Origin of the sequence: Actinoplanes lutulentus (genome assembly GCF_003259845.1) — a bacterium.
GTDB classification, from domain to species: domain Bacteria; phylum Actinomycetota; class Actinomycetes; order Mycobacteriales; family Micromonosporaceae; genus Actinoplanes; species Actinoplanes lutulentus.
Genome location: NZ_QLMJ01000013.1, coordinates 173,340 through 186,162 on the forward strand (window position 1 = coordinate 173,340; position 12,823 = coordinate 186,162).

General features: G+C 70.0%; 12 protein-coding genes. 8 read left to right on the forward strand and 4 right to left on the reverse strand.

Annotated elements, in window-relative coordinates; genetic code table 11:
- Window positions 1-27: 27 nt before the first annotated feature.
- Window positions 28-831, forward strand: coding sequence for a sigma-70 family RNA polymerase sigma factor (locus B0I29_RS26370; protein ID WP_111651765.1), 804 nt, complete (start codon window positions 28-30; stop codon window positions 829-831).
- 5 nt (window positions 832-836) lie between these two features.
- Window positions 837-1,115: a mycothiol system anti-sigma-R factor gene (gene rsrA, locus B0I29_RS26375; protein WP_111651766.1), complete on the forward strand. Its 279-nt coding sequence runs from the start codon at window positions 837-839 to the stop codon at window positions 1,113-1,115.
- Between the two features lie 46 nt (window positions 1,116-1,161).
- On the opposite strand, the gene B0I29_RS47850 is transcribed toward rsrA, so the two are convergent.
- The gene (locus B0I29_RS47850) at window positions 1,162-1,236 is read right to left on the reverse strand and encodes a 50S ribosomal protein bL37 (RefSeq protein WP_370461611.1); all 75 of its coding nucleotides are present in this window, start codon (window positions 1,234-1,236) and stop codon (window positions 1,162-1,164) included.
- A gap of 136 nt (window positions 1,237-1,372) precedes the next feature.
- On the opposite strand from B0I29_RS47850, the gene B0I29_RS26380 reads away from it, so the two are divergent.
- Window positions 1,373-1,588, forward strand: a complete 216-nt coding sequence (locus B0I29_RS26380; protein ID WP_111651767.1) for a biotin/lipoyl-binding carrier protein — start codon at window positions 1,373-1,375, stop codon at window positions 1,586-1,588.
- A gap of 4 nt (window positions 1,589-1,592) precedes the next feature.
- Here B0I29_RS26380 and B0I29_RS26385 read toward each other — a convergent pair whose 3' ends face one another.
- A complete protein-coding gene (locus B0I29_RS26385) occupies window positions 1,593-3,173 on the reverse strand; it encodes a tetratricopeptide repeat protein (protein WP_111651768.1) in 1,581 nt (526 codons plus the stop codon).
- A gap of 130 nt (window positions 3,174-3,303) precedes the next feature.
- On the opposite strand from B0I29_RS26385, the gene B0I29_RS26390 reads away from it, so the two are divergent.
- A complete protein-coding gene (locus B0I29_RS26390; protein WP_111651769.1) occupies window positions 3,304-4,338 on the forward strand; it encodes an SIS domain-containing protein in 1,035 nt (344 codons plus the stop codon).
- A 10-nt stretch (window positions 4,339-4,348) separates the two neighbouring features.
- Window positions 4,349-5,899, forward strand: a complete 1,551-nt coding sequence (locus B0I29_RS26395) for a sensor histidine kinase (protein ID WP_111651770.1) — start codon at window positions 4,349-4,351, stop codon at window positions 5,897-5,899.
- Here the strand turns inward: B0I29_RS26395 and B0I29_RS26400 are convergent.
- Window positions 5,788-7,011, reverse strand: a complete 1,224-nt coding sequence (locus B0I29_RS26400; RefSeq protein WP_111651771.1) for a glycosyltransferase family 39 protein — start codon at window positions 7,009-7,011, stop codon at window positions 5,788-5,790. The genes B0I29_RS26395 and B0I29_RS26400 overlap by 112 nt on opposite strands.
- A 417-nt stretch (window positions 7,012-7,428) precedes the next feature.
- Between B0I29_RS26400 and B0I29_RS26405 the strand changes: the two genes are divergently transcribed.
- From B0I29_RS26405 to B0I29_RS26415, 3 genes are all read left to right on the forward strand, one after another.
- Window positions 7,429-9,123 carry a nitrite/sulfite reductase gene (locus tag B0I29_RS26405; protein ID WP_111651772.1) on the forward strand — a complete coding sequence of 565 codons (1,695 nt, stop codon included), beginning with the start codon at window positions 7,429-7,431 and terminating at the stop codon, window positions 9,121-9,123.
- 151 nt (window positions 9,124-9,274) lie between these two features.
- Window positions 9,275-10,057, forward strand: a complete 783-nt coding sequence (locus tag B0I29_RS26410; protein WP_111651773.1) for a phosphoadenylyl-sulfate reductase — start codon at window positions 9,275-9,277, stop codon at window positions 10,055-10,057.
- A gap of 107 nt (window positions 10,058-10,164) precedes the next feature.
- Entirely contained in the window at window positions 10,165-11,064 is a 900-nt protein-coding gene (locus tag B0I29_RS26415) for a sirohydrochlorin chelatase (RefSeq protein ID WP_245972748.1), read from the forward strand.
- 1,435 nt (window positions 11,065-12,499) lie between these two features.
- On the opposite strand, the gene B0I29_RS26420 is transcribed toward B0I29_RS26415, so the two are convergent.
- Window positions 12,500-12,754, reverse strand: a complete 255-nt coding sequence (locus B0I29_RS26420) for a WhiB family transcriptional regulator (protein WP_014447395.1) — start codon at window positions 12,752-12,754, stop codon at window positions 12,500-12,502.
- Window positions 12,755-12,823 lie beyond the last annotated feature (69 nt).

Sequence of the window (12,823 nt, forward strand, 5' to 3'; positions counted from 1 at the left end):
GCTTGTTCGTCGGAAGGGGAAGTCGTAGTGGGTGCCGGAACCGAGATCGTCGAGCGCGACGGCCGGGAGGCGGCCCGGGTGCAGAGCCTGTTGAGCTCTCCCGAGTGGCCCGCGGTCGAGTCGCCGCTACCTAGCCGTTCGGTGAGCGTGAGCACACCCCCGGTTTTCAACGGCGTTACCCGGGCACTACCCGTATCCTCGGCGAGGCAGTCGAGGGGGGAGTCCAGGGTGGCCCAGAAAGAGCGGACAGACGAGCGCCGTCAGCGCTTCGAGCGCGACGCGCTTCCGTTCGTGGATCAGTTGTACGCCGCCGGACTGCGGATGACCCGTAACCCGGCCGACGCCGAAGACCTGGTGCAGGAGACGTTCCTCAAGGCGTTCTCCGCGTTCCACCAGTTCGAAGAGGGTACGAACCTCAAGGCGTGGCTGTACCGGATCCTGACGAACACGTACATCAACTCGTACCGGCGCAAGCAGCGGCAGCCGGTGCAGGCCCCGACCGAGGAGATCACCGACTGGCAGCTCGCGTCGAGCGAGTCGCACACGTCGCAGGGTCTTCGCTCGGCCGAGACCGAGGCGCTGGACCGGCTTCCGGACAGCGACATCAAGGAAGCGCTGCAATCTCTGCCGGAGGACTTCCGGCTGGCTGTGTACCTCGCTGATGTCGAGGGCTTCTCCTACAAGGAGATCGCCGACATCATGGGTACGCCGATCGGCACGGTCATGTCCCGTCTGCACCGCGGGCGGCGCAACCTGCGCAACCTCCTGGAGGCGTACGCCTCCGACCGGGGCATCACCCGCGCCACGACGTCCGAACCGCAGGGGGCCTGACACCGATGTCGACCGACGACAACGAGACTGATTGCAGCATCGCTCTCAGCGAGGTTTACCTCTACCTCGACCTCGAGTGCAGTGAGGACCGGCGCCAGCTGATCCAGAAGCACTTGGACGAGTGCACCGGATGTCTGCGCGAGTTCGGCATCGAGCAGGACGTGAAAGCGCTGGTCAACCGCTGCTGCGGCGACGAGCGCGCACCGTCGGAGCTGCGTGACCGGCTGCGGTTCAAGCTCGACCAGCTCGAAGTGCAGACCGAGACTCGGGAGCACCAGCCCTGACCTGAGGCAGGACACGAAAAAGGCCCGGCATTCGCCGGGCCTTTTTTCAGCTGTTGGGACGCTTGCCGTGGTTCGCTGCGCTCTTCTTACGAGCCTTCTTCTTGCGGGCCTTCTTCGCCATGGTGGTACTCCCTTCCGTGGTGCCTTCTCGCTGCCGATCGTAGTGGGCCCGTCCGCCGAGCCGGGACGTGGCCGGGACGCATCCGTGATTTGATGACGTTCACCGAGAGCAGTGCGAGCAGAAGGGTGATCCCCTCATGGCGGACGAGATCCGGGCCGAGATGGTGGCCAACGTGTGGAAAGTCGTGGCCGGCGTCGGCGACACCGTCGAGGACGGCGACACGCTGGTGATCCTGGAGTCCATGAAGATGGAGATCCCGGTGATCGCCGAGTCCGACGGGACGGTCTCCCGGCTCGCGGTGAACGAAGGCGACGTCGTCCAGGAGGGCGACCTGATCGCGGTGATCAACTGAAGCTTCAGGCGCGGTCTCCGCGTCGTGGGGTGAAACGGCGCCAGACCGTCCGGCTCCGCTGACGGGGGATGGCCGGCACCCGGATCGTGGCCGAGGCCAGCTCCCGGGTGGGCCGGTCCAGGCCGGGCGCGGCCAGCGCCAGCTCGGCGACGGCCCGGGCAGCCGGGCCGGACGCCATCTCGGTGAGCCGGCCGGTGACCACGGCGGCCACGTCGGCGCGCGCTTCCGGGTCCACCCAGGCGTACGTGACCAGTGCGAACAGCGCCGCCTGGGTCACCCGGTCCAGATCGCCGTCGAGCAGGCCGAGCAGCAGACGCCGGCGGCTGGACTCCAGCCACGGCTCCTCGCTGCCGTGGTGCAGCAGGCCGAGGCAGGCCCAGACCTCCAGCCCGGTGGGCTGGCGCGCCTCGGTGACCGACGGGTGGGCCAGCAGCGCGAGCAGCTCCCACGGCTCGACGAGGACCAGGCCGAGCGCCCGGTCGTACGCGGCCGGCGGATGGGCCCAGGTGGGTGACGCGACCCGGAGCAGCCGGCGCACCGCGTCCGCGGACGGCTCGGCGTTGACCGGTGCCCGCCCGGCGGGCAGGGGCGCCCCGGCCGGCATGCCGCCCAGCCACGGCGACTCCCGGCAGCACTCCTCCAGGTCGGTGTGCTCGTGCGCGTCGTCCGGATGGTCCCGGATGAAGTCGGCGAGCGCGACCAGGTGGCCCACGTCGCCGTCGGCCCGGTACCGCAGCCGGTGCGCGGTGTGCACGACACAGTCGAAGTCCGGGTCGCGTTCCAGCGCCAGCTCGGTCCAGCGCAGCGCCTCGTCGAGCCGGTCCAGGTCGGCGAGGGTGGCGGCGACGTCGGCGTACACCGACAGGTCGTCGGGGTCGTACGCGACAGCCCGGCGCAGCGCGGCGAGCGCCTCGGGCATCCGGCCGGCGCTGCGGTACGCGTACCCCAGCCAGATCTCCCCGAGTTTCGAAGGCTGCGCCCGGGCACCGCGGGCGGCCCAGTCGACGGCGAGGCTGACCTCGCCGAGCCGGCGTGCCAGCGCGGAACCGGCGCCGAGCAGCATCGCCTGCTCACCGTGCGCGGCGACGGCGTGCCGGACGACAGTGAGATAGGGCTTGAGCGCGTCGACCGTCTCGGCCGGCGCGGGATCGCCGACGGCGGTGCAGAGCCGCATGATCGTGCGGGCCAGCACGCCGGGGTCGACGCGTACGCCGAGCGCGGGCTCACCGACCCAGGGCACACCGGCCCAGTCGATCTCCGGGTGGCTGCCGCTCGCGGTGGCGAGCAGTGGCAGCCCGTCCTCCGGGCGGCCCGAGGCAGCGAGCAGATGTGCGCGGGCGACCGTGCGGCCGACCGATTCGTACGGCTCGGCGGCGAACAGGTCGAGCCCGCCGCCGGTGGTCGCGGCCAACCGGCTGAGCAGCTCGTGGATCTCGGGCAGGGTGGGTTCGTGGGCGAGCAGGCCCGCCAGAAGGCCTGCGGCGTCCGCGTTCTCGCCACGGTCGAGTGCGGCGCGGGCGCGCGCGATGTCGCGGTGGGACGAGGGGGATTCCACGAGGAAAGACCCTAGGGGACCCGACGCCATATGTCAGTCCTCATGTTTGCGCACTCGTGCGCGAAACCTTGACCTAGTAAGCTTTTTCTTGCAAGACTGCGCAGCGATCGCACAAGAATTGGATGTCAGGGAGGAACACGTGACACAGCGAGGGCACGGCATGTCGGCGGACATCGCGGAACAACCCGCCGGTTTCGCCCGGCTGCTGGACGACCGCAACTCGGGTGCGATCGCGCAGGTGGCAGCCGAGATCGCTCGCCGGAAACCGCGCAACGTGGTGTTCGTGGCCCGGGGCACGTCCGACCACGCGGCGCTCTACGGCGCCTATCTGTCCGAGATCCGCCTCGGCCTGCCGGTCGCGAGCGCCTCGCCCAGCGCGATCACGCTGTACGGCGCCAAGCCCGACTTCACCGGCTCCCTGGTGATCGGTGTCAGTCAGAGCGGCGGTTCCGCCGACCTCACCGGCGTCCTCGGCGTGGCCCGGGAGAACGGCGCGCTCACCCTCGCCGTCACCAACAACCCCGAGTCACCGCTGGCCCGAGCCGCCGAGCTCTCCATCGACGTCGCTGCCGGTCACGAGCGCGCGGTCGCCGCCACCAAGACCTACACGGCCGAGCTGCTCGCCCTGCTGCTGCTCGTCGAGGGCGTGCGCGCCGGCGACGGACGGCTGCCCGCCGCAGAACGGGCCGCGATCGAGGAACTGCCCCGGCTCGCCGAGGCGGCTCTCGCCGACTCGTCGGCCGAGGACCTGGCTCAGCGTTACCGGTTCGCTTCCAGCTTGGTGACAACCGGACGTGGGTACGCGTACCCGACCGCCCGGGAAGCCGCGCTGAAACTCATGGAGACGTCCTACCTGCCGGCGCTGGCGTTCTCCGGCGCGGACCTGCTGCACGGCCCGCTCGCGATGGCCGACCCGGACGTGCCGGTGCTCGCGGTGGTCGGCGACGGCCCCGGCGGCCGGGCGATGCGTGACGTGGTGACCCGTCTCGGCGAGCGCCGGGCCGACGTGGTGACGATCGGCGCGGCCGACGTGCCCGGCGCTTCGGCGCGGCTCGCCGTACCGGCCGTCGACGAGCGTTACAGCCCGCTGCTCGACATCCTTCCTCTTCAGAAGCTCGCGCTCGCACTGGCGCTGGCCCGCGGTGAGGACCCGGACGCGCCGCGCGGCCTGAAGAAGGTGACCACCACTCTCTAAGCTTGGTCTCGTGTCCACCCTGCGTGACCTCGTCGAAGAGCACACCACCCTCAGCTCCGCCGACATCGACCACCTGCACCGCCTGGCCGGCGACTGGCAGCTTCTCTCCGATCTCTCCTTCGCGGACCTGCTTCTCTGGGTGCCGATAAAGGGTGAACCGAGGCAGCCGCGCGAGTTCCTCTGCGTCGCCCAGGTGCGTCCGGTGACCGCGCCGACGGCGTACCAGGACGACCAGGTCGGCAAGATCGTCGGCGGCCCGGAGGTGGCGCACCTCGACGTGGCGATCACCCAGGAGCGGATCTGGCGGGAGGGCGACCCGGTCTGGTACGGCGACACCCCCGCCCGCCACGAGGCCATCCCGGTCCGGCTCCGGGACGCCACCGACCTGGAAGAGGGGTACAGCGAGGTGATCGCGGTGATCGGCCGCGACACCAACCTGAGCACGGCGCGCACACCGAGCCAGCTTGAGCTGAACTACCTCACCACCGCGGACGACCTGGCCCAGATGGTGTCGGACGGGACCTTCCCGCCGCCCCGGCACCCGGGCGAGACCACATCGGCGCCCCGCGTCGGCGACGGCATCATCCGGCTGGACTCGTCCGGCAAGGTCACCTACGCCAGCCCGAACGCGCAGTCCGCGTACCGGCGACTCGGCTTCAACTCCCACCTGGTCGGCGAGGAGCTGGCGAAACTCGCCATCCGGCTCTCCGCCGATCCGCTGGAGGGCAACGACGCGTCCGAGCGGATCCTCTCGTCGCTGCGCGGCGAGTTCGCGCCCCGGATGGAGGTGGAGGCGCGCGGCGCCACCGTGCTCACCCGGGCGCTGCCGCTGCTGCCGGCCGGCGTGCCGATCGGCGCGCTGGTGCTGGTCCGCGACGTCACCGAGATCCGCCGCCGGGAACGCGCCCTGATGACCAAGGACGCGACCATCCGGGAGATCCACCACCGGGTGAAGAACAACCTGCAGACCGTGGCGGCGCTGCTGCGCCTGCAGGCCCGGCGGGTCGCCGCGCCCGAGGCGCGGATGGCCCTGGAGGAGTCGGTACGCCGGGTCGCCTCGATCGCCCTGGTCCACGAGACGCTCTCGATGTCCAGCGACGAGGCGGTCGAGTTCGACGGCATCGTCGACCGGGTCGCCACGGCCGCCACCGAGGTGGCCGCCACCAGTTACCCGGTGCGGATGCGCCGGGAGGGCACGTTCGGGGTACTGCCGGCCGAGATCGCCACCTCGCTCGTGATGGTGCTCAACGAGCTGCTCATCAACGCGGTCGAGCACGGTTTCCCGGCGCCCGAGGACGACGAGGATCTGACCGCCCCGGCGCCGGAGATCGCCGGCGAGGTGGTCGTCTCCGCGCACCGCTTCCGCAAGCAGCTGCACGTCACGGTCGCCGACAACGGCCGGGGCCTGCCGGACAGCTTCAAGTTCGAGGGCAGCAAACGGCTCGGCCTTCAGATCGTCCGGGCACTCGCCACCGGTGAGCTGCGCGGCAGCATCGAACTGCGCAACCGTTCCGGCGGCGGCACCGAGGCCGTGATGGTGGTCCCGCTGGCGAAACGCTGATGTGCGCCGGGCTCCCGGATGGCTCGGTGCTGCGGCAGGGACAGCGCGACGATCGCGAGCAGCGCCAGCAGGGCCCGTAATTTCAGGCCACGCAGGGCTGCAGCGGCGCAGAGCGTGATCGGCACGAGAGCCGGGAGCGCGTACTGCGGCGCCCACACCGGCCCGCTCAGGAACGTCGCACCGATCAGCACGAGCGGCGGCACGGCGGCGAGCACGGCCAGCTCGCGGATCAGCGCGCGGTCCGGCCACCGCGCGGCCAGCGCCAGCCCGATCACCAGCAGCCCGGCCGCCGCCGAGCCGAGCAGAACCTCCGGCGCGCTTCGCGCCGCCTCCCAGGCCAGGTGCGGGCGCCAGGCCAGCAGCGCGGCATGCTGCCGCACACCCAGAGAGATCAACGGCGCCGGGGGTACGAGTGACAGCACGGTCACCGGGAACCACCAGAACAGTGCGGGCTGGCGACTGAGCACCCATCGCGAGAAGACCGTGTACGCGTGCCCGGCCAGGACCAGCAGCGCCGTGACGTGCAGCAGACCGGTGAGGGTGATCAGTAGCCCGTACCCGGTCCAGCGCCACCAGCGCGGCTGGTCGAGCGTCCGATAGAGCATGAGCGTCGCGGCGGTGGCGCAGAGGAAGGCGAGGGCATAGGGCCGTGCCTCCTGTGCCCACCGGCTGACCGCGGGCAGGACGGCGAGCATCAGCCCGGCGCAGAGCCCGATGCCGGGCGTGAGGATGCGCCGGCCCAGCTCACCCGCGAGCCCGGCGCCGAGGCCCATCGCGATCGCCGACGGCAGCCGCAGCATCGAGACGTCGTCGCCGGCCAGCTCGGCCCAGAAGTGCATGAGCAGGTAGTAGACGGCGTTCACCGCGTCGGCCTCGCGGGCCGAGTCGAGGATCCGCTCCGGCGTGAGCCCGGTGAAGACCCGGGTGAGCTGCTCACCCGGACCGGCCACCGGCACGGCCAGGCCGATCAGGCCGGCCGCGGTGGCCAGCGTGGCCGGGATCAGAAAAGGACCCCACGCCCGGACGAGGGCGAGGGGTCGCCGGCGGGTCGTACGCCGAGGCGCCGCGAGTGGCCGGGTCGGGGAGTCGTCGAAGGCTGCCGGACTGAGCATGGGCGGCTCCCGGAGGGGTAGGCCTGAGGCCTTTGACGCCCGAGTCTGACAACCTTCAGTAGTGTTGTCACTACACCAAGTGGTCGATCTTTGGTGCCGGCGAGCTTAGGTGGCAACTGTTACAAGATGTTAGGGCTGTGTTACGCGGCACACTCCCGGAATCTGGACCGTACTGGCTCAGATTCGCCCGGCGTGAGACGCTAGCCAACATGACCGCTGCTCTGGACTGCCGCCTCGTGGCCCGCCGCCACGTGGACTACGGCCGTGTCCGCAGCGCGATGTGTCCGGCTTCCTGACGCCGCCCGATTTTCATTTTCGGCCGCGCGACCGCCGGGCCCACTCCTGACATAGATGTCACGAGCCTCCTCAGGGCCGTGGGCGGCAATGCGCGCCCACGAAACCCGGAGGAACGCCGACATGGCGCCCAGCAACACCCCCGCTGCAGGTCCCACCGCCCGCCCTCGTAAGGCGCGTGGCGAGGGACAGTGGGCGCTCGGACACCGCGAGCCGCTCAACCCGAACGAACGCAGCAAGAAAGACGACAACCCGCTCAATGTCCGTGCGCGTATCGAGAACATCTACGCCCACGGCGGCTTCTCCTCGATCGACCCGGCCGACCTGCGTGGCCGGTTCCGCTGGTGGGGTCTCTACACCCAGCGCAAGGCCGGAATCGACGGCGGCCGCACCGCGGTGCTGGAGCCGGAAGAGCTTGAGGACGAGTACTTCATGCTCCGCGTCCGCATCGACGGCGGCGCCCTGAGCCTGCTGCAGCTGCGCACCATCGCCGGCATCGCGAGCGAGTTCGCCCGCGACAGCGCGGACATCACCGACCGGCAGAACATCCAGATGCACTGGATCCGGGTCGAGGACATGCCGGAGATCTGGCGCCGGCTCGAAGCGGTCGGCCTGCAGACCACCGAGGCCTGCGGCGACTGCCCCCGGATCGTGCTGGGCAGCCCGGTCGCCGGTGTGTCGGTCGACGAGGTCATCGACGCGACGCCGGCGATCGACGAGATCGTCAAGCGGTACGTCGGCGACCCGCGGTACTCGAACCTGCCCCGCAAGTTCAAGTCCGTGATCTCCTGGCTGCCGGACGGGCCGTACCAGGCGAACGACATCTCCTTCGTCGGCGTCGAGCACCCGGAGCACGGCCCCGGCTTCGACCTCTGGGTCGGCGGCGGCCTCTCCACCAACCCGCGCCTGGCCGAGCGCCTTGGCGTCTGGGTGCCGCTGGCCGAGATCCCGGACGTCTGGGAAGGCGTCGTCGGGATCTTCCGCGATTACGGTTACCGCCGGCTGCGGCACCGCGCCCGCCTGAAGTTCCTGCTCGCCGACTGGGGCGTGGCGAAGTTCCGCGAGGTCCTGGAGAAGGAATACCTCGGCCGGACGCTGCTCGACGGCCCGTCGCCGGAGCTGCCGGAGAAGCCGATCGACCACATCGGCGTGCACAAGCAGAACGACGGCCGTAACTACGTCGGTGCCGCCCCGATCGTCGGGCGCACCTCCGGGACGCAGCTGGGCAAGCTCGCCGACCTGGTTGAGGAGTTCGGCTCGGATCGGGTGCGGCTCACCGCGTACCAAAAGGTCTTGGTCCTGGACATCGCGGACGACAAGGTGGAACCGTTCGTCAAGGGCCTGCGCGCGATCGGGCTGGAAGCCCGTCCTTCGGCCTTCCGCCGCGGCACGATGGCCTGCACCGGCATCGAGTACTGCAAGCTCGCGATCGTCGAGACCAAGGCGCGCGGCGAGGAGCTGGTGGCGCGGCTCGAGGAGCGGCTCAAGGACTTCGACGCCGACCTCTCGATCCACATCAACGGCTGCCCGAACGCCTGCGCGCGCACCCAGGTCGCCGACATCGGCCTCAAGGGCCAGCTCGTGATGAACGCGCGCGGCGAGCAGGTCGAAGGCTTCCAGATCCACCTCGGCGGCGCGCTCGGCATGGCCAAGGGCGAGACCGCCGGCTTCGGGCGCAAGGTGCGCGGCCTGAAGGCCACCGCCGAAGAGCTTCCCGAGTACGTGGAACGCGTCGCCCGGCACTACCTGGACGGCCGCACCGACGGCGAGACCTTCGCGAAGTGGGTCCTGCGGGCCGACGAGGAGCTCCTGAAATGAGCGACGCCAGATCCGCTCCCCTGTACTGCCCCTACTGCGGTGAAGAGGACCTCCGTCCCAACGAGGCCTCGCACGGCGCCTGGGAGTGCCACTCCTGCGCGCGGGTTTTCTCGGTCAAGTTCATCGGGTTGTTGTCCAAGGGAGTAAATCGATGAGTCTCCTGAACGCTTCGAGTTTGGGCCTGATCGACCTGGGCGGCTCGTCTTCTTCGTCTTCCTCGTCTTCTTTGCTGGAACCGGGCCGGCGCACCCCGGAGGAGCTCCGGGTGCTTGCTCTGGATGCCGCTCAGGCTCTTGAGGGCAGGCCGGCCGAGGAGATCGCCAAGTGGGCGACCGACACCTTCGGCGCGCGGTTCTGCGTCACCAGCTCGATGGCCGACGCCGTCGTGGCGCACATCTTCTCCCGGGTCTCGCCCGGCGTCGACGTCGTCTTCCTCGACACCGGCCTGCACTTCCCGGAGACCCTCAAGGTCCGCGACACGGTGATCCGCACGATGAACGTCAACGTCCGGTCCATCCGCCCCCGGATGACGGTCGGCCAGCAGGACGGCGAGTACGGCCCCCGCCTCTTCGCCCGCAGCCCCGACGAGTGCTGCTTCCTGCGCAAGGTGGAGCCGCTGGAGCGCGCGCTCAGCGACTACGATTCCTGGGCCACCGGCCTGCGCCGCGACGAGTCGCCGACCCGCGCCAACACGCCGGTCGTCGCCTTCGACGCCAAGAAGGGCAAGGTCAAGGTCAACCCGATCGCGGCCTGGACCCAGGCTGATGTGGACCGCTACATCAGCCGGTGGAACGTGCCGGTGAACGAGCTGTTCAAGAAGGGCTACGGCTCGGTGGGCTGCTGGCCGTGCACCCGGCGTACGAAGGCCGGCGAGGACCCGCGGGCCGGGCGCTGGGCGATGTTCGAGAAGACCGAATGCGGCCTGCACGTGTGAGTGGGTCTGGTTTTTCCTCGGGTTTTTCTTCGGGCGGTCCTGGGTTTTCGGGTGGCTCTGGTCTTTTGAGTGGACCTGGTCTTTTGAGCGGGCGGTTGCGGCCTGCTGTGGTTCTGGTGGCTCACGGCAGCCGTGACCCGCGGGCCGCGGTCGCCACCGAGGCGCTGGCCCGGGCGGTTCGCCGGGCCCGGCCGGACTGGCTGGTGCGCGCGTCGTACCTCGACCACGCCGGCCCCCGGCCGATCGACGTGCTGGCGTCGGTGCCGGCGTCCCGCGCGGTCCTGGTGCCGCTGCTGCTGACGGCTGCCTATCACGGCCGGGTCGACCTGCCGGCTGTGGTCCGGGAAGCCGAGTCGCTGCCGATCGAGGTGACCGCCACCGACGTCCTCGGCCCGGCGTCACCGCTGCTGCTGGCAGCCCTCTGCCGGCGTCTGTCCGAGGCGGTGTCGCCCGGTGTCGACGAGTCTTGCGTCCTCACCGCCCAGCAGGCCGGCTGCGTCACCCACCCGGGTGAGGGTGTCACCCATTGGGGAGGCGCCCCGGCTACCGGTGTCCTGCCGGGTGAAGGGCTCCTCGACGGTGAGGGGCTGCTCGACGGTGAAGGGCTGCTCGACGGTGAAGGGCTGCTCGGCGGTGAGGGGCTCCTCGACGGTGTGGTGCTCGCCTCGGCCGGCACTCGTGATGAAGCGGCCCGGGCGACGGTGGCCGAAGCGGCGGCCGCGCTCGGACGGCGGCTCGGTCTGCCGGCTGAGGTCGCTTACGCCTCCGGCGCCGGGCCATCCGCGGGCGAGGCTGTGGCCCGGTTGCGTGAGGCGGGCGCTCAGAGGGTCGGCATGGCGGCGTATTTCCTCGCGCCGGGCCTTCTCTACGACTTGGCGGCGCGTACCGCCCGCGAGGCCGGAGCAATCACCGTCGCGGAGCCACTGGCCGCCGCTCCGGAGCTGGTGCGCCTGGTGAATGCCCGGGTGGAGCCCGCCCTGACCGGCCGCCTACCCATCGCAGCCTGACCGCTACCTGGCTGGAGGCGCCCGAGAGCCGAACCAAGGCCACGCGGCGACGGTGTCAGGAGCCCACGGTGGGCCCGCGTCCCAGCCCAATCCAGACGTCCCGCTCGTCGCGACGAGCGGAGGCGTCCCGCTTGTCGCGGCGGGGGTGTCCGGCTTGGTTCGGCTGGGGGAGGCGTCCGGGCCTGGTTCGGCTAGGGAGGCGCGTCCGGTTTGGCTCGGTGGGGGAGGTGTTCCGTTTGGCTCGGTGGGGGTCGCCGGGGTGCCTCGCCCAGTTGAGCCGTAGCTGACGCATGGAATAAGCCGATGATTCCGTGTCTGAGCGACGGCTGATCTTCGCCAGCCGTCGTTGAGACGTGGAATGGGTGGGTTATTTCGTGTCTCGGCTACGGCTCGTGCGGGGGAGCTTGGTCGTGGCTGAGCTGTCCAGCGGTTCGGCGGCTGGGAACGATCGTCAGGGGGCGCGTGCGTGTCGGCTCGACGCCGGGCGTTTCTGCGCGGACGCCCGCCTGCTCGTGGATCTAGTGCGCTTTGGGTGGGCTGGGCGGCGCAACCTCACAAGATTCGGTGCGTCCTGCGGTCTCAGGGGCCGGCTCGGGCGAGTTCTGGTCGGTATGCGGGCGGCGCGCTTGCCTAGCTCTGGCGGGGTGTGACAGGCGAGGAGGCTTCTGCGCGCCTGTCTGCCTTGCCGGAGCGGGGTTCTGCGGGGCGGGAACGTCCTGGATGGAGTCTGAGCCGATCCCGGATGCTTCGGGGCGCTCAGCGCTCTCTCGGAGCATTCTCAGCGGATCTGCGGCGGGTCGGTGGATCGCCAACGATTTAGGGGCTCCAACGGTCTGCGACTCCAACGGTCCAGCCGATCGCGACGGTCACCGGGTCGCGACGGTCCACTGGGCCGTGGCGGTCGACCGGGTTGCGACGGTCAACGGGGGTTGCGACGGTCGGCCGGGTCGTGACGGTCTGCTGGGTCGTGACGGTCTGGCGGGGCGTGGCGGTCTGGTGGCCTTGGGGTTTTCTGGTGCTTGGCCGGGCTGGGGTTCAGGGGATTCACAGGTGATTCAGGGGATTCACAGTGAGGGCTTGGCGGGATTCAGGGGATTTGGTGGTGACCGGGCGGCCCCTTGGGGGCTAGTCCGATGAGGACTACGCGATCAAGTAGTTACCTGATTGCCGGTGAACGAACTAACTCACTGTGGGTTACCGGCGCTCCGCGCAAGGTAACTGCGAAAGAGTGAGCGGGTCACTCCAATGCGGAGTGTGCCGAGTCCGCGACGCAAAGCGTCTTGATCCGAATTTCGAGATCATTTCGCGGGTTCGGGAAAACTGAACGTGATCGCAATTGCGCACTGCGGAATGAAGCGCTGGGTGAGCGACCCGAAACAGCAAGACGCCCCGGTGCCGTGAGGCCCGGGGCGCAAATGCTGTGTGGGGGATTGATTCAGGCGGTGGGAGCGCCGACCCGAAGGCCGCCGCGACGCTTGACTGCGCGCCGTTCGTCTTCGCTCATACCGCCCCATACGCCGGCGTCCTGACCCGACTCGAGGGCCCAAGAGAGGCACGACTCGGTCACCGGGCACCGCCGGCACACGGCCTTGGCCTGCTCGACTTGCAGGAGCGCCGGGCCAGACGTCCCGATCGGGAAGAACAGCTCAGGGTCCTCGTCGCGGCAGATCGCATCGTGACGCCAGTCCATGGCGGCAAACTCCTTGTTTCGGATGGGGTAATGAAAACAGTGCTGTTTACCTATATGCATGCGCAGTGG

Excerpts from the sequence above, each read along its gene's own strand:
- B0I29_RS26405 (WP_111651772.1), top strand. The coding sequence starts at position 7,429 with ATGGCGCCCAGCAACACCCCCGCTGCAGGTCCCACCGCCCGCCCTCGT.
- B0I29_RS26390 (WP_111651769.1), top strand. The coding sequence starts at position 3,304 with ATGTCGGCGGACATCGCGGAACAACCCGCCGGTTTCGCCCGGCTGCTG.
- rsrA (WP_111651766.1), top strand. The coding sequence starts at position 837 with ATGTCGACCGACGACAACGAGACTGATTGCAGCATCGCTCTCAGCGAG.
- B0I29_RS26410 (WP_111651773.1), top strand. The coding sequence starts at position 9,275 with ATGAGTCTCCTGAACGCTTCGAGTTTGGGCCTGATCGACCTGGGCGGC.
- B0I29_RS26400 (WP_111651771.1), bottom strand. The coding sequence starts at position 7,011 with ATGCTCAGTCCGGCAGCCTTCGACGACTCCCCGACCCGGCCACTCGCG.
- B0I29_RS26385 (WP_111651768.1), bottom strand. The coding sequence starts at position 3,173 with ATGGCGTCGGGTCCCCTAGGGTCTTTCCTCGTGGAATCCCCCTCGTCC.
- B0I29_RS26420 (WP_014447395.1), bottom strand. The coding sequence starts at position 12,754 with ATGGACTGGCGTCACGATGCGATCTGCCGCGACGAGGACCCTGAGCTG.
- B0I29_RS26380 (WP_111651767.1), top strand. The coding sequence starts at position 1,373 with ATGGCGGACGAGATCCGGGCCGAGATGGTGGCCAACGTGTGGAAAGTC.